Annotated in this window: 18 protein-coding genes; 11 read left to right on the top strand and 7 right to left on the bottom strand. The window is 70.9% G+C overall.

Annotation, left to right across the window (positions count from 1 at the left end; genetic code table 11):
* Positions 1 to 15: 15 nt before the first annotated feature.
* From F0L68_RS14110 to F0L68_RS14125, 4 genes are read left to right on the top strand one after another with little or no spacing between them, the layout of a single operon-like run.
* Positions 16 to 327, top strand: coding sequence for an L-rhamnose mutarotase (locus F0L68_RS14110; protein WP_149849976.1), 312 nt, complete (start codon positions 16 to 18; stop codon positions 325 to 327).
* On the top strand, positions 324 to 1,304 hold the full coding sequence (locus F0L68_RS14115) for an aldo/keto reductase (protein ID WP_149849977.1): 981 nt from the start codon (positions 324 to 326) through the stop codon (positions 1,302 to 1,304). Before F0L68_RS14110 ends, F0L68_RS14115 begins: the two co-directional genes overlap by 4 nt.
* A complete protein-coding gene (locus F0L68_RS14120) occupies positions 1,301 to 2,146 on the top strand; it encodes an amidohydrolase family protein (RefSeq protein ID WP_149849978.1) in 846 nt (281 codons plus the stop codon). Before F0L68_RS14115 ends, F0L68_RS14120 begins: the two co-directional genes overlap by 4 nt.
* Positions 2,147 to 2,205: 59 nt before the next feature.
* Complete coding sequence (locus tag F0L68_RS14125; RefSeq protein WP_149849979.1) at positions 2,206 to 2,655, top strand: hypothetical protein; 450 nt, start codon at positions 2,206 to 2,208, stop codon at positions 2,653 to 2,655.
* A gap of 33 nt (positions 2,656 to 2,688) precedes the next feature.
* Here F0L68_RS14125 and F0L68_RS14130 read toward each other — a convergent pair whose 3' ends face one another.
* Together F0L68_RS14130 and F0L68_RS14135 are read right to left on the bottom strand one after the other, a co-directional pair.
* Positions 2,689 to 3,363: a FadR/GntR family transcriptional regulator gene (locus F0L68_RS14130; protein WP_149849980.1), complete on the bottom strand. Its 675-nt coding sequence runs from the start codon at positions 3,361 to 3,363 to the stop codon at positions 2,689 to 2,691.
* Between the two features lie 105 nt (positions 3,364 to 3,468).
* A complete protein-coding gene (locus F0L68_RS14135) occupies positions 3,469 to 4,350 on the bottom strand; it encodes a cation diffusion facilitator family transporter (RefSeq protein WP_149849981.1) in 882 nt (293 codons plus the stop codon).
* A 285-nt stretch (positions 4,351 to 4,635) separates the two neighbouring features.
* Between F0L68_RS14135 and nagA the strand changes: the two genes are divergently transcribed.
* From nagA to F0L68_RS14150, 3 genes are all read left to right on the top strand, one after another.
* The gene (nagA, locus tag F0L68_RS14140; RefSeq protein WP_149849982.1) at positions 4,636 to 5,850 is read left to right on the top strand and encodes an N-acetylglucosamine-6-phosphate deacetylase; all 1,215 of its coding nucleotides are present in this window, start codon (positions 4,636 to 4,638) and stop codon (positions 5,848 to 5,850) included.
* Between the two features lie 82 nt (positions 5,851 to 5,932).
* Entirely contained in the window at positions 5,933 to 6,730 is a 798-nt protein-coding gene (locus tag F0L68_RS14145; RefSeq protein WP_149849983.1) for a crotonase/enoyl-CoA hydratase family protein, read from the top strand.
* Between the two features lie 145 nt (positions 6,731 to 6,875).
* Complete coding sequence (locus F0L68_RS14150) at positions 6,876 to 8,261, top strand: serine hydrolase domain-containing protein (protein ID WP_149849984.1); 1,386 nt, start codon at positions 6,876 to 6,878, stop codon at positions 8,259 to 8,261.
* 114 nt (positions 8,262 to 8,375) lie between these two features.
* Here the strand turns inward: F0L68_RS14150 and F0L68_RS14155 are convergent, their stop codons facing one another.
* Genes F0L68_RS14155 through F0L68_RS14175 form a run of 5 tightly spaced genes read right to left on the bottom strand, consistent with a single transcriptional unit; the run spans position 8,376 to position 14,009 of the window.
* Positions 8,376 to 9,392 (bottom strand): SIS domain-containing protein, encoded by a 1,017-nt coding sequence (locus F0L68_RS14155; RefSeq protein WP_188316575.1) that lies wholly within the window; start codon positions 9,390 to 9,392, stop codon positions 8,376 to 8,378.
* Between the two features lie 26 nt (positions 9,393 to 9,418).
* Entirely contained in the window at positions 9,419 to 10,888 is a 1,470-nt protein-coding gene (locus tag F0L68_RS14160) for a glycoside hydrolase family 3 N-terminal domain-containing protein (RefSeq protein ID WP_149849986.1), read from the bottom strand.
* Positions 10,889 to 10,892: 4 nt separating this feature from the next.
* Positions 10,893 to 11,714: a carbohydrate ABC transporter permease gene (locus F0L68_RS14165; protein WP_223198773.1), complete on the bottom strand. Its 822-nt coding sequence runs from the start codon at positions 11,712 to 11,714 to the stop codon at positions 10,893 to 10,895.
* On the bottom strand, positions 11,711 to 12,721 hold the full coding sequence (locus tag F0L68_RS14170; RefSeq protein WP_149849987.1) for a carbohydrate ABC transporter permease: 1,011 nt from the start codon (positions 12,719 to 12,721) through the stop codon (positions 11,711 to 11,713). The genes F0L68_RS14165 and F0L68_RS14170 overlap by 4 nt, the downstream gene beginning before the upstream one ends.
* A 10-nt stretch (positions 12,722 to 12,731) precedes the next feature.
* Positions 12,732 to 14,009 (bottom strand): sugar ABC transporter substrate-binding protein, encoded by a 1,278-nt coding sequence (locus tag F0L68_RS14175; protein ID WP_149849988.1) that lies wholly within the window; start codon positions 14,007 to 14,009, stop codon positions 12,732 to 12,734.
* A gap of 231 nt (positions 14,010 to 14,240) precedes the next feature.
* On the opposite strand from F0L68_RS14175, the gene F0L68_RS14180 reads away from it, so the two are divergent.
* The 4 genes from F0L68_RS14180 (at position 14,241) to F0L68_RS14195 (ending at position 19,315) form a co-directional block, all read left to right on the top strand.
* Positions 14,241 to 14,996, top strand: a complete 756-nt coding sequence (locus F0L68_RS14180; RefSeq protein ID WP_149849989.1) for a GntR family transcriptional regulator — start codon at positions 14,241 to 14,243, stop codon at positions 14,994 to 14,996.
* A gap of 126 nt (positions 14,997 to 15,122) precedes the next feature.
* The gene (locus tag F0L68_RS14185) at positions 15,123 to 16,565 is read left to right on the top strand and encodes an MFS transporter (RefSeq protein ID WP_240542970.1); all 1,443 of its coding nucleotides are present in this window, start codon (positions 15,123 to 15,125) and stop codon (positions 16,563 to 16,565) included.
* Between the two features lie 165 nt (positions 16,566 to 16,730).
* Positions 16,731 to 17,756 carry a hypothetical protein gene (locus F0L68_RS14190; protein ID WP_149849990.1) on the top strand — a complete coding sequence of 342 codons (1,026 nt, stop codon included), beginning with the start codon at positions 16,731 to 16,733 and terminating at the stop codon, positions 17,754 to 17,756.
* Positions 17,757 to 18,295: 539 nt separating this feature from the next.
* Positions 18,296 to 19,315: a S1 family peptidase gene (locus tag F0L68_RS14195; protein WP_306463151.1), complete on the top strand. Its 1,020-nt coding sequence runs from the start codon at positions 18,296 to 18,298 to the stop codon at positions 19,313 to 19,315.
* The last annotated feature ends 138 nt before the right edge of the window (positions 19,316 to 19,453 follow it).

The raw sequence follows: 19,453 nt of genomic DNA on the forward strand, positions 1-19,453 counted from the left end.
CGCCTAAGGAGACCCATGGAGACCGTCGCCCTGCACACCCGGCTCAGGCCGGGCAAGGAGGCCGACTACGACCGGGTGCACGCGGAGATCCCGGCCGAGCTGGACGAGGCGCTGCGCGCGGCAGGCGTGCACGCGTGGCGGATCTGGCGCAGCGGCCGGGACCTGTTCCACCTGGTGGAGTGCGAGGACTACCAGGCGATGCGCGGGCACCTGCGTGACCACCCGGCGAACATCCCGTGGCAGGCCAGGATGGCCGAGCTGTTGGAGGTCGCCGACGACTACTCGGGCGCCGAGCCCGAGGTGAAGCTCGTCTGGACACTCCCGTGAGCCGCCTCGGCGACACGGGCGTCACCGTGACCGCCCTAGGCTTCGGAGCCGCGCCCATCGGCAACCTCTACCGCGAGGTGTCCGACGAACAGGCCCAGGCTGCCGTGGACACCGCCTGGGACACCGGGGTCCGCTACTTCGACACCGCCCCCCACTACGGCCTTGGCCTGGCCGAACGCCGCCTAGGCGCGGCCCTAGCGAACCGCCCCCGCGCGGAATACACCCTCTCCACCAAGGTAGGCCGCCTACTGGAGCCCTCCACCACCAGCGGAACCGACCTGGAAGCCGGCGGCTTCGCAGTACCAGCAACCCACCGCCGCGTCTGGGACTTCACCGCCGACGGAGTAAAACGATCCATCGAATCCTCCTTGGACAGACTCAACCTGGACCGAATCGACGTCGTTTACCTGCACGACCCCGACGACCACTGGGCGCAGGCCGCGACCCAGGGCGTCCCCGCCCTAGCCGCCCTGCGCGACGAGGGCGTGATCGGCGCGATCGGCGTTGGCATGAACCAGTGGGAACTGCCGGCCAGGTTCGTCCGCGAGACCGACATCGACGTGGTGATGCTCGCCGGCCGTTACACCCTCCTAGAACAGTCCGCGCTGGCCGAGTTCCTCCCACTCTGTGCGGAACGCGGCGTGTCGGTAGTAGCGGCCGGAGTCTTCAACTCGGGCCTGCTGTCCAGGCCGCAGGTCCCCGAACACGCGAAGTACAACTACACCGACGCCCCGGCCGAACTGGTGGACCGAGCTGGCCGCATCGCCGAAGTCTGCACCCGCCACGGCACCACCCTGCCCCAGGCGGCCATCCAGTTCCCCCTGGGCCACCCCGCGGTCGCCTCGGTCGTGATTGGCTCCCGCACACCCGAACAGATGCGCCAGAACGCCGACTACTTCGCCGCCCCCCTACCCCCCGAACTGTGGGCCGACCTAAGCGAGTCGGGCCTGCTCCCACCAGGGACCCCGACCCCATGACCGTCGACGCGCACCACCACGTGTGGGACCTGGCGGCCCGCGACCAGACCTGGATCACCGGCCCCGACCTGGCCCCGCTCCGTCGCACCTTCGGCGTGCCCGACCTGGCGCCGCTGGCCGCCGAGGCCGGCATCACCACCACCGTGCTGGTGCAGACCGTTACCGTGGCCGAGGAGACCCCGGAACTCCTGGCCCTGGCGGAGGAATCCGACCTCATCGGCGCGGTGGTCGGCTGGACCGACCTGACTGCCCCCGACGTTGCCGACACCCTCGCCGCCCTCCGCGAGGCCCCCGGCGGCCGGTGGCTGCGCGGAATCCGACACCAGGTGCAGGCCGAGCCGGATCCAGAGTGGTTGTGCCGCAAGGACGTCCGACACGGCCTGGCCCAGGTGGGCCGCGCCGGGCTGGTCTACGAGCTGCTCACGCTCCCACACCAACTACCGGCCGCCCTGAGCACGGTCCAGGCCCTACCCGAGGTGGAATTCGTCCTGGACCACTGCTCAAAACCGCCGGTGCGGACCGGCGAACTGCAACCCTGGGCAAGCCGCCTACGCGCGCTAGCAGCCCTACCCAACGTCACCTGCAAACTATCCGGCCTGGTAACCGAGGCCGACTGGACAACGTGGTCCATCCCCGACCTACGCCCCTACGTAGAAGCGGTCCTCACCGCCTTCGGCCCGACCCGCGTCATGTTCGGCTCCGACTGGCCGGTCTGCCTACTAGCCGCGACCTACCCACAAGTCCTAGAAGCAGCAGAGAACCTAACCAAAGACCTAACAAAACCCGAACGCACCGCCATCTTCACCACCACAGCAACAAAGACCTACCGCCTCCACCTTTGACACCAAACGCAACCCAACGGCTCTACCGACACCCACCGCCCAAGCGGAGACTGGCTGCCATGACGCGGTTGCGCTTGTCCACCGTCCGGGACTCCGCGCTGGCCCGGCGCTGGCTGCGCCGCACCGCGTCCCCCGACATCCAACCCACCCCGGACGTCATCCGAATAGCCCCAGACGTTGCCTGGCGCGTACTACCGGCCCCAGGCGTGGTCCTGGCCAAGCCAGCCCGACCCAGCGACCGCGAACTACATCTCCGGGTACTGCTGTCCGCGCTGTCCAACCGCCCGGACGCTGTCGACCACGTCGAGGTGTCCCGCGACGGCCACCAACTGGGCGTGCAGGTCTGGGTCCGCGAACGGGTGGCGCACCGCAACGAGGCGGTACCGCTGGCCGGCCTGATCCGCACCGAGGTGGTGCAGCTCAACGAGCCCGTAGGCAACGCCAAGATCGTCAACCTGGCCGCCTCGCCCCCCAAACCCTTAGGCATCTGGGAAACCAAGACCGCCTAACTCAGCCCCCGCCCAATAAACCCCTCAGGCCTATCAGGCCAGATCAGAAAGCCACTGCTCAACACCAGCCACATGCACCGTGGACCAGGACCGAGCCAGCTCCGTCTGGTGCGCGGCCAGGGCGTCCACGATGGCCCGGTGTTCGGCGACTGTCCGATCGACGGCACTGGCCTGGGTGATGCCACGCCAGATGCGCACCCGCACGGTCGGACCGGCCAGCGTGTCGAGCAACTGCGCCAGGTAGGCGTTGCCGGACGCCTGGGCGATCGCCCGGTGGAAATCGAGGTCGTGTTCGACCAGTTCCTCCACCGACCTGGCGGACTCGGCGGCGTCGCACAGCGCCCGCAGCGCGGCGACCTCCTCCAACTCGATCCGCTGTGCGGCCATGGCCGCCGCAGCGGGTTCGAGGATGCGCCGGACCTGGAGGACCTCCAGCACGGAGTCCTCGCCGCGATGCAGCTCCAGCACGAACGACAGCGCGCCGAGCAGGTCGTCCGCGCGCAGGCTGGACACGTACGTCCCGTCGCCCTGCCGGACGTCGAGCACCCGGACCAGGGACAGCGCCTTGACGGCCTCGCGCAGCGAGTTTCGGGACAGGCCAAGGCGTTCGGCCAGGTCAGCCTCCCTTGGCAGCCTGTCGCCGGGCTTCAGCTCTCCGGAGACGATCATCTCCTTGACGCGCAGGATCGCGTCGTCGGTGACGGCCACGGCACCTCGAATTCATCGTCGTAGACCTCGGATGTCTACGCCCCAGTATGCGGCAAGACCAGCAACCCTCGCGTGTCGTCGAGGTAACCCCCATCAACACAACGCTCAGCGATGCGTGCCATCAGCAGAGCACCGCGCCCCAGGTTCGACCTGAATAGTGCTGTGCTCGATGCCGAACTCGTCGCGCAGCAGCCCGTCGAGCGCGGGCCGGGGGTCCGTCCCGCCAGCCGGCGTGACCACGTGCGCGCTGGCCACCAGGACGCCCGAGGTGACCGAGTAGACGTGCAGGTCGTGCACGTCGCTGACCCCTTCAGCGCTGGCCATCCGCTCGCGCACCCGCTCGGTGTCGATGCCGGGCGGCGCGGCCTGCAACAGGATGTTCACCGCGGACCGCAGCAGGGCGATGGCCCTTGGCACCAGCATGATGCCGATCAGCGCCGACACGATCGCATCGGCCCGCTGAAAGCCGGTCAGCGCCATGACCACGGCAGCGACTGCGGTGGACGCCGCCGCGAGCGCGTCGCTGAGCACTTCGAGGAACGCGCCCTTGACGTTGAGCGACTCCTTCTGGCCGGACCGCAGCAGCAGCACGGACGTGGCGTTGCCGGCGAGCGCGATCAGCGCGATCAGCAGCATGCCGCCGGTGGCGACCTCGGGCGGGTTGGCGAACCGCTGCACCGCGCCGACCAGGATCACGATGCCCATGCCGATCACGACGATGGCGTTCACGGCGGCGGCCAGCACCTCGGCGCGCTGGAGGCCGAAGGTGCGGCGCGCGGTGGCCGGCCTGCCGGCGAGCCAGATGGCGAACAGCGCGAGCGCCACGCCGAGCGCGTCCACGCTGAGATGAGTGGCGTCGGCGAGCAGCGCGAGCGAGCCGGTCCACCGCCAGCCGACCAGCTCGATCGCGATGACGGCGAGCGAGATGCCGAGTGCGGCGAACAGGCGGCCCCGGTAGCGGCTGCCCGGGGTTTGCTGGGTGGTCACGTGGACGCCTCCACAGGCTGGTGGTCGGCCGTTGTCCGCAACGTAACCGCGCCAGTCGTTGCGCGCTGAGCGAGTCGCCGCCGTGCGCGACGAAGTCCGTCGAAGGGGACCCGCAATTTGCGGGTTACTCCATTTGGCGTAGTGTTGGAATTGCCCGCTTCACCCCGCCCCCTCGGTGGAGCGGGTTTTTCACGCCTTCTTCCGGCATATGGTTACCTTTTCACTAGACGTGACTGTACCCCGTCGGTACCGTCATAATGGTCTGGACCATTTCGGGAGGGGACCTTGGACACCGTTGTCGCAGCTCCACGAGTACTGCTCGGACGGGCCTTCACCGGCCCCGCCTCGGTTCGCATCCGGGGCGGTCGCGTCGTCGAGGTCATCCAGGGCGAACCCGACAAGCTGGCGGGCGTCGAGATCCTCGACGAAGGGTTCCTCACGCCGGGCCTGGTCGACGTCCAGGTCAACGGCGCGGTCGGCGTCGACTTCGCCGAGGTGGACGCGGCCGGCATGCGCGCGGTCGCCGAGGCCCTGCCGCGCACCGGTGTCACCCGCTTCCTGCCGACGCTGATCACCGCGCCGCTGCCGGTGGTCGTGCGCCAGGCCAGGGCCGTGCTCGCCGCCTCGGCCGCGCTGCCAGACGGCGTCGGCGCGCGCCCGCTCGGCGTGCACCTGGAGGGGCCGTTCCTGTCCCCGAAGCGCCCCGGCGTGCACGATCCGGCGCTGATGGTGGAGCCGGGCCCCGCGCAGGTCGACGAGCTGCTCTCCGACGACGTGCTCCGGCGCGCGCTGCGGATGGTCACCCTCGCGCCGGAACAGCCCGGCGGGCTCGACGCCGTGCGCAGGCTGGTCGAGGCCGGGGTGCTGGTCGCGGTCGGGCACAGCGACGCGACCGGCGAGCAGACCAGGGCCGCCGCCGACGCGGGCGCGCGGATGGTCACCCACCTGTTCAACGCGCAGCGGCCGCTCGGCCACCGCGAGCCCGGCGTGCCGGGTGTCGCGCTGGTGGACGACCGCTTCACCCTCGGGCTGATCGCCGACCTCGCGCACGTCGGCCCCGACGTCTGCCGGCTGGTCTTCAATGCGGCCGGCTCGCGGGTCGCGCTGGTCACCGACGCGGTGGCCGCCGCAGGCATGCCGCCGGGCCGCTATCTGCTCGGCGGGGCCGAGGTGCTGCTCACCGAGGAGGGCGTGCCGCGCTCGCCGCAGGGCACCATCGCCGGCAGCGCGCTGACGCTGGACCGTGCGGTGCGCAACATCGTCTCCGTCGGGGTCGACCCGGCGGCGGCGCTGGCCTCCGCGACGCTGGTGCCCGCCGAGGTCATCGGCGAGTCCGGGCTCGGCAGGCTGGCTCCCGGGGCCGTGGCCGACCTGGTCTGGTGGGGCCCGGACCTGGTGCCGCGCAAGGTATGGGTCGACGGCAGGGTCGTGTTCGACGCGGAGAGCGACCTCGACCGCGCCGACGCCGACAACCACGGGTACGCCGCAGCGGGCCAGTGAGCCGCAGCAGGCCAAGTGACAGGAACGGCCGTCCGCGCCTACGCTACTGACCGGTAACTTCTGGTCGAGCCGAGGAGTGCGGATGACCGACGAACTGGTGGCGACGGGCGAACTGGTGACGACGGAGCGACGCGGCCACGTGTTGCTGATCGGGCTGAACCGACCGGCCAAGCGAAACGCCTTCACCGTCGCCATGCTGCGGCAGCTCGCCGCCGCCTACGGCGAGCTGGAGGACTCGGACGCGCGGGTCGGCGTGGTCTTCGCGCACGGCGACCACTTCACCGCCGGCCTCGATCTCGCCGAGGTCGCGCCACAGCTCGGCGATGGCGGCCTGAACTTCGCCGAGGACGGCGTCGACCCGTGGGGTGGCGCCGGCCGCGAGCGCACCAAGCCGGTGGTCGTCGCGGTGCAGGGCTGGTGCCTGACCCTGGGCATCGAGCTGCTGCTGGCCGCCGACATCCGGATCGCCGCGACCGACACCCGCTTCGCGCAGATCGAGATCCAGCGCGGCATCTACCCGTTCGGCGGCGCCACGATCCGGTTCCCGCGCGAGGCGGGCTGGGGCAACGCGATGCGCTGGCTGCTGACCGGCGACGAGTTCGACGCGGTGGAGGCGCACCGGCTCGGACTGGTGCAGGAGGTCGTCGAGCCGGGCCGGCAGGTGGACCGCGCGATCGAGCTGGCCGAGCGGATCAGCGAGCAGGCGCCGCTCGGCGTCAGGGCCACGCTGGTGTCCGCGCGGCGGGCCGTGGTCGAGGGGGAGCGGGCGGCCGCGCGCCAGCTCGTGCCGGACCTGCTGCCGCTGTTCCGCACCGCCGACGCGCAGGAGGGCGTGCGGTCCTTCGTGGAGCGCCGCAAGGCCGTCTTCGAGGGGAGATAACGGCCGTCTTGAACTAAGTTCTGGAACCCTCTTGCACTGTGTTCAAGTCGTGGGCTAACGTTCCACTTGAACACAGTGCAAGTCGCTGCGCAGGCCACCAGGGCCGGCCCGACGGCCTGCGAACGACGCGAAAAAGGGGAACCCCATGTCACAGGACACGCTGTCCGAGTTCGTCCGGGAGACCGCGGTCAAGTTCGGCGTCCCCGGCGTCGCCGTGGGGATCCTGGTCGACGGCAAGGAGAGCTACGCCTGCCACGGCGTGACGAGCCTCGACAACCCGCTGCCCGTCGACAGGGACACGCTGTTCGTGCTCGGCTCGGTGTCGAAGAGCTTCACGGCGACCGTGCTGCTGCGCCTGGTCGCCGACGGGCTGGTCGAGCTGGACGCGCCGGTGCGTCGCTACGTCCCCGAGCTGGTGCTCGCCGACGAGCGGGCCGCGGCGGAGCTGACCGTGCTGAACCTGCTCAACCACACCGCTGGCCTCGGCGTTCGCCTCGTCGTCGAGACCGGTGACGGCGACGACGCCCTGGCGGGCTACGTGGCGCGGATGGCCGAGCTGGCGCAGATCGCGCCCGTCGGGGCGCGCGCCTCCTACAGCCAGGCCGGCTACAACCTGCTCGGTCGGATCATCGAGAAGGTCACCGGCCTGACCTTCGAGCAGGCCGTCGCCTCGCTCGCGCTCGAACCGCTTGGGCTGTCGGACACCACCTACACGCTCGACCACGCCATCACCCGGCGGTTCGCCGTCGGGCACAACCTGGACGAGGACGGCGAGCTGGCCGTCGCGCGGCAGTGGAAGGACACCAGGGGCAACAACCCCGGCGGCGGCATCGTGTCCACGGTGGCCGACCAGCTCCGCTGGGCCCGGTTCCACCTCGGCGACGGCCGCGCGGACAGCGGCGCCACGGTGCTGCCCGCCGACCTGCTGGCCAGGATGCAGGAGCCGACGGTCGAGTTGCAGGGCAGCACGCTCGGCGACGCCTTCGGCCTCTGCTGGTTCCTGCGCGACGTGGACGGCGTCCGCACCGTCGGGCACGGCGGGTCGGGCAACGGCCAGTTCGCCGAGCTGCTCACCGTGCCGGAGCGGAACTTCGCCATCACCGTGATGTCCAACGCGGGCCCGCACGGCCCCGCCGTCAACCAGGCCATCGTCCGATGGGCGCTGGAGCACTACCTCGGCGTGGTCGACCGCGACCCCGAGCCGCTGCCGCACGACCCGGCGCGGGCCGAGGAAATCGCCGGGATCTACGACATCGACGTCATGACGCTCGTCATCGCCGCCGACGAGGCCGGGCTGACGCTGGGGGTCGGGATCAAGCCGGAGATCCGCGCGGCGTCGGACACCGAGATGCCCTCGGACTACCCGCCTGCGGCGATGGGCCTGCTGCCCGGCGACGGCGACGAGTACATCGTCACCGAGGGCGGCATGACGGGGCAGCGCGGCTTCTTCACCCGCGACGACAGCGGCGCGATCGTCGGCGTAGACCTCGCCGGCCGACTGTTCACCCGAGTCCCAACGGCCGCGAACTAGAGGCCGCACCACATCCAAAGCACCGCAACCAAAGCGCCAAAGCCAAAACGCACTCTGGCCCAACGCGAATCGCGTCGGGCCACAGTGCGTTTGGGTTGTCCGGTCGGGTAACGCTCAGAGCGTCTTGGTGACCTTCTTCAGGCCGCGCGGCGCGTCCGGGTCGCCGCCCCTGGCCAGCGACAGGCCGAGGGCCAGCCGCTGCACGGGCAGCACCTCCAGGATCGGGGCCACCTCCTCGGCGCTCTCGGCCACCTGGATCCGCAGCGCGGCGGCGGCGTCCGAGGCGGCGGAGCCGACCGCCAGCACGTCCGCGCCGCGCTGGTGCACGACGTCCAGCACGTCCTTCATGGCGGCGCCGCCCTTGCCGAGGCTGGTCACCGCGAGCACGGCCGTCTCCGCGTCAACGGCGGCCACCGGGCCGTGCAGCAGGTCGGCCCCGCTGTAGGCGCGCGCCGCGAGGTAGCTCGTCTCGGCCAGCTTCAGCGCGGCCTCGGCCGCGGTGGCCGAGGAGTAGCCGCGACCGGTGGTGATCACCCGCTCGACGAACCGGTAGCGGCGCACGGCCTCGGCCACGGCGTCCACCGATCCGTCCAGCGTCGCCTGGGCCAGCTCGCCGATGTTCCTGACGTGCTCGCCGTCGCCGCCGCGCACGGCGTCGATCAGCAGGTACAGCGCGAGCAGGGTGGCCGAGTAGGTCTTGGTGGCGGCCACGGCCAGCTCAACGCCCGCGCCGATGTCCACCGACAGCTCGGCGGCCTGGTTCAGCGGGGAGTCCGCCGTGTTGGTGACGGCCACGGTCAGCGCGCCCCTGCGGCGGGCCGACTCGGTGACCTCCAACAGGTCGGGCGAGCCGCCGCTCTGGCTGACCGACACGACCAGCACGTCGGTCAGGTCGGGCTGCGCGCCGTAGAGCGTGGTGGTCGACGGCGACACGAGGCCGGCCGGCAGTTCGAGCAGCACCTCGGTGAGGTACTTGGCGTACAGGGCGGCATGGTCGCTCGACCCCCTGGCGGCCAGCAGCACGAACCTGGGCTTGCGCCGCCGCACCTGCTCGGCGACCTCGGCGATCTCGGCGCGGCGCTCGACCAGGCCGGCGAAGATCGCGGGCTGCGCCGAGACCTCCGCGCTCATGTGCTTGCCGGGCTCGTTCTGGCTGGTCACTTCGTTCCTCCCGACACGGGGCTGGCGACGGCCCCCGCGATCCGCTCTGCCGCGGCGCGCAGGGACACCCGAGAGCCTCCGTGAGTGTCGATGCGGGCACGAGTGCCCAGGTCGGGACCCGGCACACCGGTCTCGACGTGCACTAGGTCTAGACCAATCCTAGCCAACCCGGTGACCAGCTCGCGAGCCCAAGCGTGCCGGTGCGCGTCCCGAGTGACAACCACGACAGGCCGACCGGCCGCGATTGCCTCGACTTCCTCCGGCGTGATGGACCTCGTGGCCAGCACGGTGGTGCCGGGCAGCAGCTCGGTCAGGTACGGGCCGAGCCCCCACGGCACGTCGCCGACCGCGATCGTCGGCGGCACCATCAGGTCCAGCACCAGGGGAGCGTCGGGCAGCCTGAGGTCGCCGCGCACCTGGATCGCCAGCCGCGCCGCGTGCAGGCCGAGCGAGTGGTCGTGCCCGGTCGCCCCGACGGGCGAGACGCCGAGCGCAGCCATCCGCGCGGCCGCCTCGACCAGCCTCGACTCCGGCAGCTCGCCGCTGACCACGGCCTCGACCAGGGCGTCAACCAGCCAGTCGACCCCGGCCTCGTCGAGCGGCTCGCCGCCGACGCACAGCGCGTCGACACCGGCCGCGATCGCCCGCACGGCCCCGTCGGCCATGCCGGTGGTGCCGGCGACGGCCCGCATGTCCAGCGCGTCGGTGATGATCGCGCCGGTGAAGCCGAGCTCCTCGCGCAGCACCTGCACCGCGCGCGGGTTGAGCGTGGCGGGCTGCTCGCCCCACGCCGTCACCACCAGGTGGCCGGTCATCACCGAGCGGACCCCGGCGTGCACCGCGGCCTGGAACGGCACCAGCTCGACCGCGCGCAGCTCGTCCTCGGTGCGCGGCAGCACCGGCAGCGCGAGGTGCGAGTCCACCGCGGACGCGCCGTGGCCGGGGAAGTGCTTCGCGCACGCCGCGACGCCGCTGGACTGGAGGCCCTCGACGAACGCGGCGACGTGCCGCGCGGCCGCCGTCGGGTTGGAGCCGAAGGCCCGCACCCCGATCACCGGGTCGTCCAGGGTCAGGTTCAGGTCGGCCGACGGCGCGAGGTCGACGGTGATGCCGCAGGCCGACAGCCGCGCGCCCATCGCCGCGGCCACCGCGCGGGTCAGGTCGACGTCGTCGGCCGCGCCGAGCGCGTGGCTGCCCGGCACGTCCGAGCCCCGGCCGGCGTCGAGGCGGGTGACGTCGCCGCCCTCCTCGTCGATGCCGATCACCACGCCGGGCCGGGCGGCGCGCAGACTCGCGGTGAGCGCGGTGACCTGTTCGTCGTTCACCACGTTGCGGCCGAACAACACCACGCCGCCGAGGCCGTCGCCGACTCTCCGCAGCAGCCAGTCCGGAGCGGTGGTGCCCTCGAAGCCCGGCAGCAGCACCGAAGCCGCCAGTCGCCGCAGCGAACCGTCCACTGTGGACATGCGGTTATCCCTTCACGGCGCCGGAGGTCACGCCGGCGACGAGGTTGCGTTGCACGAAGAGGAAGAAGATCAGCACCGGGACGGTGAACAGCGCCGAGGCGGCCATCGTGCCGCCCCAGTCGGTGCCGAAGTTGGTCTGGAACGAGGACAGCCACACCGGCAGCGTGTAGTTGGTGTCGGTCTTCATGAACGTGAAGGCGTAGAGGAACTCGTTCCACGCGGTGATGAAGCCGAAGATCGAGGTCGCCACCAGGCCGGGGCCGAGCAGCGGCAGCGTCACCCTGCGGAAGGCACCCCAGCGGCCGCAGCCGTCGACCATCGCGGCCTCCTCGAGGTCGACCGGGATGCCCTGGACGAACCCGCGCAGCGTCCACGCGGTGAACGGCAGCGTCGCCGCGAAGTAGATGAGCACCAGCGAGGGCAGCTGGTCGAGCAGGTCGAGATCCCGCATCAGCAGGAACATCGGGATCAGCAGCGCCTCGAACGGGGCCATCTGCGCGACCAGCAACAGCAGCACGAAACCCTTGCGGCCACGGAACTTCAACCGCGCCAGCGGCACCGCGGCGAGCAGCCCGGCGACCAGCGAGCAGAGCACAGCGCCGATCGAGACGAACAGGCTGTTGCCGAGCATCTTGGCGAAGTTCGGCTTGCCGACCGCGTCGAGCACGTGCTGGAGGGTGATGCTGGTCGGCAGCAGGTCGTAGCCGGTGGACAGCAGGTCCTTGCTCGGCTTGAGCGCGCTGGTCACCATCCAGTAGGTGGGGAAGGCGAACACGACCGCGACCACCACCGCGACGATCGAGATGACGATCTTCTTCGTCCTCACAGCTCCACCTCCTGCGAGCGCAGCAGCAACCGCAGGTACTGCGCGGTCACCAGGACCAACACGATGATCATCAGCACGCTCACCGCGGCGGCGACGCCGAAGTGGTTGCCGGCGATGCCCTTGAGGTACTGGAGCACCGGCAACGTCGTGCTCTCGCCGTTCGGCCCGCCCTCCTTCATCGCCCACACCTGCGTGAAGACCTTGAAGTCCCACAACAGGGACAGGAAGCTGGTCAGCGTCACCAGCGGCCGGATGGCTGGCCAGGTCACCGCGCGGAAGGTCTGCCACGGGTTGGCGCCGTCGATCCCGGCGGCCTCGTAAAGGTCGCCCGGCACGCTGAGCATGCCGGCGTACAGCGTGAACGCGGCGAACGGGATGCCCTGCCAGGCGATCAGGACCACGATCACGGTCATCGTGCTGAAGCCGGTGGTGAACCACGCGTGGCCGGCGAAGCTGTCGAACCCGAACTTCACCAGGGTCTTGTTCAGGATCCCGTAGTTCTGGTCGAAGATCCACTGGAACACGGTCGTCGCCGCGACGATCGGCATGGCCCAGGCGAGCACCATGCTCAGCTGCAACACCACCCGCACGGCGGGCGGGACGTGCCGCATCAGCAGTGAGACGACCAGTCCGCCGAGCACGATCCCGGCAACACAGCAGCCGGTGAACACGACGGTGCGCAGCGTGATGGACCAGAAGTCGGAGTCGGTGAGCACCTCGCGGTAGTTGTCCAGGCCGACCCAGGTGACCTCGCCCCGGACCAGTTCACCGAGGTCGAGCTTGCGGAAGCTGGTGATGGCCACGGAGATGACCGGCCACCCCAACAGCGCCAGGATCGCGAGCACGGCTGGCGCGAGCAGCAGGTAGGGCAACGCCTGCGGCCTGCGGGCACGGCGCTTGGCCGGGCCGGCAGGCCGACTTCCGACGGTGTCGCCTCCCACCGTTGCGGAACGCGGTGCCGGCGAGGAGACCCCCGCCGGCACCGCGGTGTTCGTGTTCCGAGTCATTACGGCGAGGTCAGCTCAGTGCCTTGTTGATCGCCGCGTTGGCCTCTGCCAGCGCGTCGTCCACGCTCTTGGCGCCGGTGAGCACCGCGGTGAGCATGTTCTTCAGCGGGTTCTGGCCGGCCTCGATCGGGCCCCACTTCGGGGTGATCGGGGTGACCTTGCCGGCCTTGGAAGCCTTGCCCATCGCCGAAGCGATCGGGTCGGAGTCCATGCCGCTCACGTCGGTGCTGGTGCCGGGCACCGCGCCGCCCTTGGCGAGCTGGCCCTGGTACTTGGCGCTGCTGAGCAGCTTCAGGTAGTCCTTGGCCAGGTCGGCGTTCTGGCTGGTCGCGGGGATCGACAGGTTCGAGCCGCCGAGGAACACGGGCGCGGTCTTGCCGGCGTCCTTGGACGGGATCGGGAAGGCCGAGACCTTGTCCTTCAGGGTCGGGTCGGCCTTGATGGCGCCGGCCGCCTCCCATGGCAGCGCGAGCATCATCGCGACCTTGCCCTTGCCGAACACGTCGGACTGCTGCGGCTTGGCCTCGTCGGTGTCCTTCGGCGCCTTGGTGCCCGACGCGTCGACGAGCTGCTTGTAGAAGTTGACGCCGGCCTTGGCGCCGGGGGTGTCCAGCGCGGCCTTGAAGGCGTCGCCGCTCTTGGTGGCGACGTCGCCGCCGTTGTCCCAGATGAACGACAGCAGCGAGTACCAGGACTGACCGGGCAGGTACAGCGACTGGAACTCGGGGTCGCTCGCGTTGGCGGCCTTGAGCTTGGCGATGTCGTCAAGCCACTCGGCGTTGGACGTCGGCGGCTGCGCGATGCCCGCCGCCTGGAACAGGTCCTTGCGGTAGATCACCGTGCGGTTGGCGGCGTAGAAGGGGAAGCCGTACTGCTTGCCCTTCCACGCGCCGGACTCCTTGAGCCCGGCGAGCCACTGGTCGCCGTTGAGGTCCTTGACCGAGCCCGAGAGGTCGGTCAGGGTGCCCTGGTCGGCGAACTGGGCGGTCTGCGTGTTGCCCAGCTCGATGACGTCCGGCGGGGTCTTGCTGGCCAGCGCGGTGGTCAGCTTCTGCTGGATGCCGTCCCACTGCTGGACCTGGTAGTCGACCTTCACGCCGGGGTGGGCGTCGGCGAACTCCTTGTTCAGTGCGTCTGTCAGCGTCGTCGGAGCCGACCCGGTCATCAGCCAGACGGTGAGGGTCTTGTTCCCACCGCTGCCGGAGCCCGAGTCCGATTTTGAACCACAACCGGCTACCGCCAGCGCCACCGCGGTGACGCCGACTGCCAATCCCTTCCAGCCCTTCACAGCAATTCGCCCTTTCCCCAGCCCGGCGCCATCGCCGGGATTACGTGAAAGTGGTGTAGACCAATGGGGAGCAGCGTGGGCGTCGGCACCCCTCCTGTCAAGACGGTTGCGAAGACGTTGCAAAGTCATCCGATGACTGGGCGGCCCACTTGTCGGGGGGTCTGATCGCGCGAAGAGCGCCTGACAGGGCATCCTGGTCCGGGGAGATGGGTGCAGCCCGAGGAGGAGGCCATGCTCGAGACAACGCCGGCAGGCGTGGTTGACGCGAGGACCCGCGCGCAGCGGGAGCCGAAGTACTGGGGGCTCAAGCGCCACCTGCTCGATCTGCTGCGCGCCCTTCCGCCGGGCTCACCGATCCCGACGGAACGCTCGCTCGCGGCCGACTTCGACGTGTCACGGACGACCGTTCGGCAAGCGCTTGCCGAACTCACGGTGGAGGGCCGGCTACTGCGCGTGCAGGGCAAGGGCACCTTCGCCGCCGAACCCAAGGTCGCCCAGCGGCTCCAGCTGTCCTCCTACACCGAGGACATGCGGGCCCAGGGCAGGCAGCCGTCCTCACGGCTGCTGGAGGCCTCCGAACAGCCCGCCGAGGCCGAACTGGCCAGGATGCTCGGCGTGCGGGCAGGCGCCAAGGTGCTCCGCCTGCACCGGCTCCGGCTGGCCGACGGCGAGCCGATGGCCATCGAGTCCACCCACCTCGCGCTCGGCCGGTTCCGGGGGCTGCGCCGCTACGTGGTGGCTGGCGGGTCGCTCTACCAGGTGCTGCGCGAGCGCTTCGGCGTCGAGATGGGGCACGCCGAGGAGACCATCGAGACCGCGCTGGCCAGCCCGGAGGAGGCCGAGCTGCTCGGCGCGGACATCGGCCTGCCGATGCTGCTGCTGTCCCGGCACTCGTTCGACACCGAGGGCAACCCGGTGGAGTGGGTCCGCTCGGTCTACCGGGGCGACCGCTACAAGTTCGTCGCCACGCTCAACCGGCCCTCCTAGGTCCGTGCGTATTCACCTCGGAGCACCGACAATGCGGGGGTGGCGAACCAAGCGGTGACCGAGGTAGTTCCCTGGGGCGGCCCGCGGGCCAGATGGGTGCTGGCCGCGACGATCCTCGGCTCGGGCATGGCCATGCTGGACGGCACGATCGTCAACGTCGCGCTGCCCAGGATCGGCGCGGAGCTGGGGGCCTCGGTCACCGGACTCCAGTGGATTCTCGACGGCTACCTGCTGTCGCTCGCGTCGCTGATCCTCATCGCGGGCTCGCTCGGCGACCGGTACGGCAGGCGACGGGTGTTCCTGTTCGGCGTGATGTGGTTCGGCACGGCGTCCCTGCTGTGCGGGCTCGCCCCGAACACGCAGACGCTGGTGGCCGCCCGCGTGCTCCAGGGCGTCGGCGGCGCGCTGCTCACCCCCGGCTCGCTGGCCATCCTCCAGTCCTCGTTCGTCAGGGAGGACCGGGCGCGCGCCATCGGGGCCTGGTCCGGGCTGTCCGGCATCGCCGCCGCGATCGGCCCGCTGGTCGGCGGCCTGCTGGTGCAGGCGTGGTCCTGGCGGCTGGCGTTCCTGGTCAACCTGCCGGTCGCCGCCTTCTGCGTGTGGCTGACCAGGCGGCACGTGCCCGAGTCCCGCGACCTGGAGATGACCGGACGCCCCGACGTGCTCGGCGCGGTGCTCGGCGCCGTCGGACTGGCCGGGGTGACCGCCGCGTTGGTGGAGGCGCCCGCGCGCGGCATCGGCGACCCCGTCGTGCTGCTGGCCGGCGGTGTCGGCCTGCTCGCGCTGATCTCCTTCGGGCTGCTCCAGGCGAAGGGCGCCGATCCGACGGTGCCGCCGGAGCTGTTCGCCAATCGCACGTTCGTGCTGGCCAACGCGCTGACGTTCCTGGTGTACGCGGCGCTCGGCGGGGTCATGGTGCTGCTCGTGCTCCAGCTCCAGGTCTCGCTCGGCTACGCGCCGACCGCGGCGGGCCTCGCCGGGCTGCCGATCACGATCATCATGCTGCTGCTGTCGGCCAGGTCGGGACGGCTGGCCCAGCGCGTCGGGCCGCGCTGGCAGCTGGTGGTCGGCCCGCTGCTGATCGCGGCCGGCATGCTGCTGCTGCGGATGGCCGCGCCGGGCGCGAGCTACCTGACCGGGGTGCTGCCCGGCGTCCTGGTGTTCGGCCTCGGGCTGGCCGCCGTGGTCGCCCCGGTCACCGCGACCGTGCTGGCCGCCGCGCCGGACCGACACGCCGGGGTGGCCTCCGGGGTGAACAACGCGGTGGCGAGGACGGGCAGCCTGCTCGCGGTGGCCATCCTGCCGGCCGTCGCCGGGCTGAGCGGCGCGCAGTACAAGGATCCTTCGGTGCTCACGGCGGGCTGGCGGACGGCGCTGCTGGTGTGCGCCGCGGCGGCCGCGATCGGCGGGCTGCTCGCGCTCGGCGTCGACAACAACACCCTGCGCGGCGAGCAGGCGCCCGAGGCGGAGGCCGCGCCGGACGACCGGCCGCACCCTGGCGAGTGCATGCACTGCGGCGTGGAGGGCCCGCCGACGCACGTGCGGCCTGCGCAGCACACACAGTCCTAAGTGGATCGTCTGCGTTCGGAAATTCCCTTACGTGTGAAGACTCCATACAGCTGTCCACTGTGGACTGTCAATGGTGTCGATGCTCACGATTGGCCAACCGAAGGATCTGTCCGCCCGTCTGTCGCGTTGGGAGTCACATAGGGGATCAGCGCAACGGCGGGAGACATGGGCCAGGAGAAGAGTTCGCGCAAGCTGGACATCAAGACGACGCAGGTGGCGGGAGGAGCACTTGCCGCGGTGACCGCGGCCTTCCTCGGCTCGAAGCTGGGCGTGGCCGGCACGGTCGTCGGCGCAGGCGTGGCGAGCGTCGTGAGCACCATCGGGGGCGTGCTTTACCAGCATTCGCTCGAACGCACCAAGGAAGGCGTCCGCAAGGTCGGCGCGAAGGCGTGGGTGGTCAAATCCGCCGACGAATCCGACGGGCCCGCTGCCGACGCGGCGGCCGGACCGGAACGCGACGCGGGTCCTCGGGGCGCCACCGACCTCCAGAGACCCGCCGTCCACCGCCAGAGACCCGCCACCGGCCGGCAGGGCGGCCCCGCGCCGACCGCGCGGTGGCAGGGCGACGACCACCGCACCGTGCGCTGGCGGGCCGGCGACGCGGAGACCGTCAAGCTCCACCGGCCCGCGCTGCCGGGTGCCAAGGGCCTTGCTGCCGGGGACGAAGAGACCCGACTGCTCCGCCCGGCCACGGACGAGGAGACCCGGCTGCTCAGCCCGGTGGGGGAGTCGACCGACGGTGACCGTCCGGCGCGGCGGCTGCGCTGGCAGGTGCTGGTCGGCGGGACAGTCCTGGCGTTCCTGCTCGGCATGGGCGTGGTGACCGGCATCGAGCTGTTGCGCGGCTCCCCGCTGTCCGGCGGCAACCAGGGCACCACCGTCGGCTGGCTCGGCGGAAAGCCGACCCAGCACCAGCAGGACCCGACCGGCGACACGAAGGCCCCGCCGGAGTCGGGCGCCGACCAACAGCACCCGTCCGGCTCGGCGCCGACCACGACCGCGCCACCGACCAGCGGCCAGCCGCCCGCCACGTCCACACCGCCGACCACGACGACCCCGCCGGCGACCACGACCCCGCCACCGGTGACCACGACCGCGCCGCCGCCGACCACCGGTCAGCCGCCGACGACGCAGCCGCCGACCGGCCAGCAGACCCCGCAGCGGGGGCAGGCGCCGCCCACGACGCGATGACCGGTCGCCCACTACGGGGTGACAGCGGTCAGCACGAAGTCCGCCCGAATCGTGTGCACGTTCACACGATTTGGGTCGACATTGTCATTACTTTGGGCGCGAGTTAACAGTCAACGACTACGCAGCGCAGTTGATCAATCGTGAGCTGTGACACACTTTGGCCGCCGTTGGTGACAGCGTCCGTGACATCACAGAAAGATAACGTCACCCAACGGGGTGACCGACCCACGGTCCGTCAGAGCATCGGGGCTCGGACGCCGACAACTGAAGATTTAAGGGGTGGGGCGACCCCTGCCGCCGCCCCACCACCCGTCCCCCTGGTTCCCCCGAGAGCGGGTCCCTGCAACCGATGCTCTCGGGTTCCCTGCACCCGAAGATGAGGGAGACGCCTCATGAACCGCACAGGTGCGGTCCGCCTTGTCGGAGCCGCTGCGTTGGCCTTCGGTCTCGCGACAGCACTAAGCGTACCGGCGACCGCAGACCCCGCGCCGGCAAGCTCGCCGCAATCCGATTCGTCCTCCTCCGAAGTCCTCGCCGCGATGCAGCGCGACCTCGGTCTCACCGCCGACCAGGCGCGTGACCGAGTCGCGGGCCAGGCTCGCGCGACCGAGCTGGAATCCCGGCTCAGCGGCGCGCTGAGCAGCAGTTTCGGCGGCGCGTGGTACGACGCGGCCAGTAACAGGCTCGTCGTCGGCGTCACCGACGCGGCGAAGGTCGCCCAGGTCACCGCCGCCGGCGCGCAGGCGAAAATCGTCGCGCATTCGCAGCGTTCACTCGACGGGGCGAAGGCCGCACTCGACCAGTTCGCGGCGCCGGCCTCGGTTACCGGTTGGTACGTGGACACGATGGCGAACCGGCTCGTGGTCGAGGTCAACGCGGCCTCCCGCGACGCGGCCGCCGACCGCTTCGCGAACGCCGCCCGGGCCCTGACCGACGCCGTCAGCGTCGTCGAGGTCGGCGCGGTGCCGGTGCCGCTCTACAACGTGCGCGGCGGCGACGCCTGGTACGGACCGGGGTTCCGCTGCTCGGTGGCGTTCAGCGCCACCGACAGCCGAGGCGGCAAGCACTACATCACGGCGGGTCACTGCACCGAGGGCGGCGGCGCGGCCTCCGGGTACAACCAGGTGGCCCAGGGCACCATCAACGGCAGCACGTTCGGCGCGGGCGGTGACTTCGGCAAGGTCGATGTCACGAGCTCGCAGTGGACGTTGACCGGCAAGGTCAACCACTACGGCGGCGCGGACGTGTCGGTCAAGGGCTCGACCGAGACGGCGGTCGGCGGCTCGATCTGCCGGTCCGGCTCGACCACCGGCTGGCACTGCGGCACCGTGCAGGCCAAGAACCAGACCGTGAACTACCCGCAGCGCACCGTGCGCGGGCTGACCAGGACCAACGTCTGCGCCGAGCCGGGCGACTCCGGTGGCTCCTGGATCACCGGCACGCAGGCGCAGGGCATCACCTCGGGTGGTTCCGGCAACTGCACCTCTGGCGGCACGACGTTCTTCCAGCCGATCAACAAGGCGCTGTCGTCCTTCGGCCTGCGCCTGGTCACGAGCTAGCTGGCCGGGCGGGGCCGTTCCCTGCCGGCCCTGCCCCAGGCTGTCCGAGGCGGCCCCCTTCCGCCACGGACAGACCCTGACGAGGTGCCCCCGGGCCTTACACCCGTCCCCAAGGCCCGGGGGCATCTCCCATGTCCG

Source organism: Solihabitans fulvus (genome assembly GCF_008386585.1).
In the GTDB taxonomy this organism is placed as follows: domain Bacteria; phylum Actinomycetota; class Actinomycetes; order Mycobacteriales; family Pseudonocardiaceae; genus Solihabitans; species Solihabitans fulvus.

Bases quoted from the DNA above. Each gene is read 5' to 3' on its own strand.
- F0L68_RS14125 (WP_149849979.1), top strand. From the start codon at position 2,206: ATGACGCGGTTGCGCTTGTCCACCGTCCGGGACTCCGCGCTGGCCCGG.
- F0L68_RS14170 (WP_149849987.1), bottom strand. From the start codon at position 12,721: ATGACTCGGAACACGAACACCGCGGTGCCGGCGGGGGTCTCCTCGCCG.
- F0L68_RS14160 (WP_149849986.1), bottom strand. From the start codon at position 10,888: ATGTCCACAGTGGACGGTTCGCTGCGGCGACTGGCGGCTTCGGTGCTG.
- F0L68_RS14145 (WP_149849983.1), top strand. From the start codon at position 5,933: ATGACCGACGAACTGGTGGCGACGGGCGAACTGGTGACGACGGAGCGA.
- F0L68_RS14185 (WP_240542970.1), top strand. From the start codon at position 15,123: ATGGCCATGCTGGACGGCACGATCGTCAACGTCGCGCTGCCCAGGATC.
- F0L68_RS14155 (WP_188316575.1), bottom strand. From the start codon at position 9,392: ATGAGCGCGGAGGTCTCGGCGCAGCCCGCGATCTTCGCCGGCCTGGTC.
- F0L68_RS14110 (WP_149849976.1), top strand. From the start codon at position 16: ATGGAGACCGTCGCCCTGCACACCCGGCTCAGGCCGGGCAAGGAGGCC.
- F0L68_RS14120 (WP_149849978.1), top strand. From the start codon at position 1,301: ATGACCGTCGACGCGCACCACCACGTGTGGGACCTGGCGGCCCGCGAC.
- F0L68_RS14150 (WP_149849984.1), top strand. From the start codon at position 6,876: ATGTCACAGGACACGCTGTCCGAGTTCGTCCGGGAGACCGCGGTCAAG.
- F0L68_RS14180 (WP_149849989.1), top strand. From the start codon at position 14,241: ATGCTCGAGACAACGCCGGCAGGCGTGGTTGACGCGAGGACCCGCGCG.
- F0L68_RS14190 (WP_149849990.1), top strand. From the start codon at position 16,731: ATGGGCCAGGAGAAGAGTTCGCGCAAGCTGGACATCAAGACGACGCAG.
- F0L68_RS14195 (WP_306463151.1), top strand. From the start codon at position 18,296: ATGCAGCGCGACCTCGGTCTCACCGCCGACCAGGCGCGTGACCGAGTC.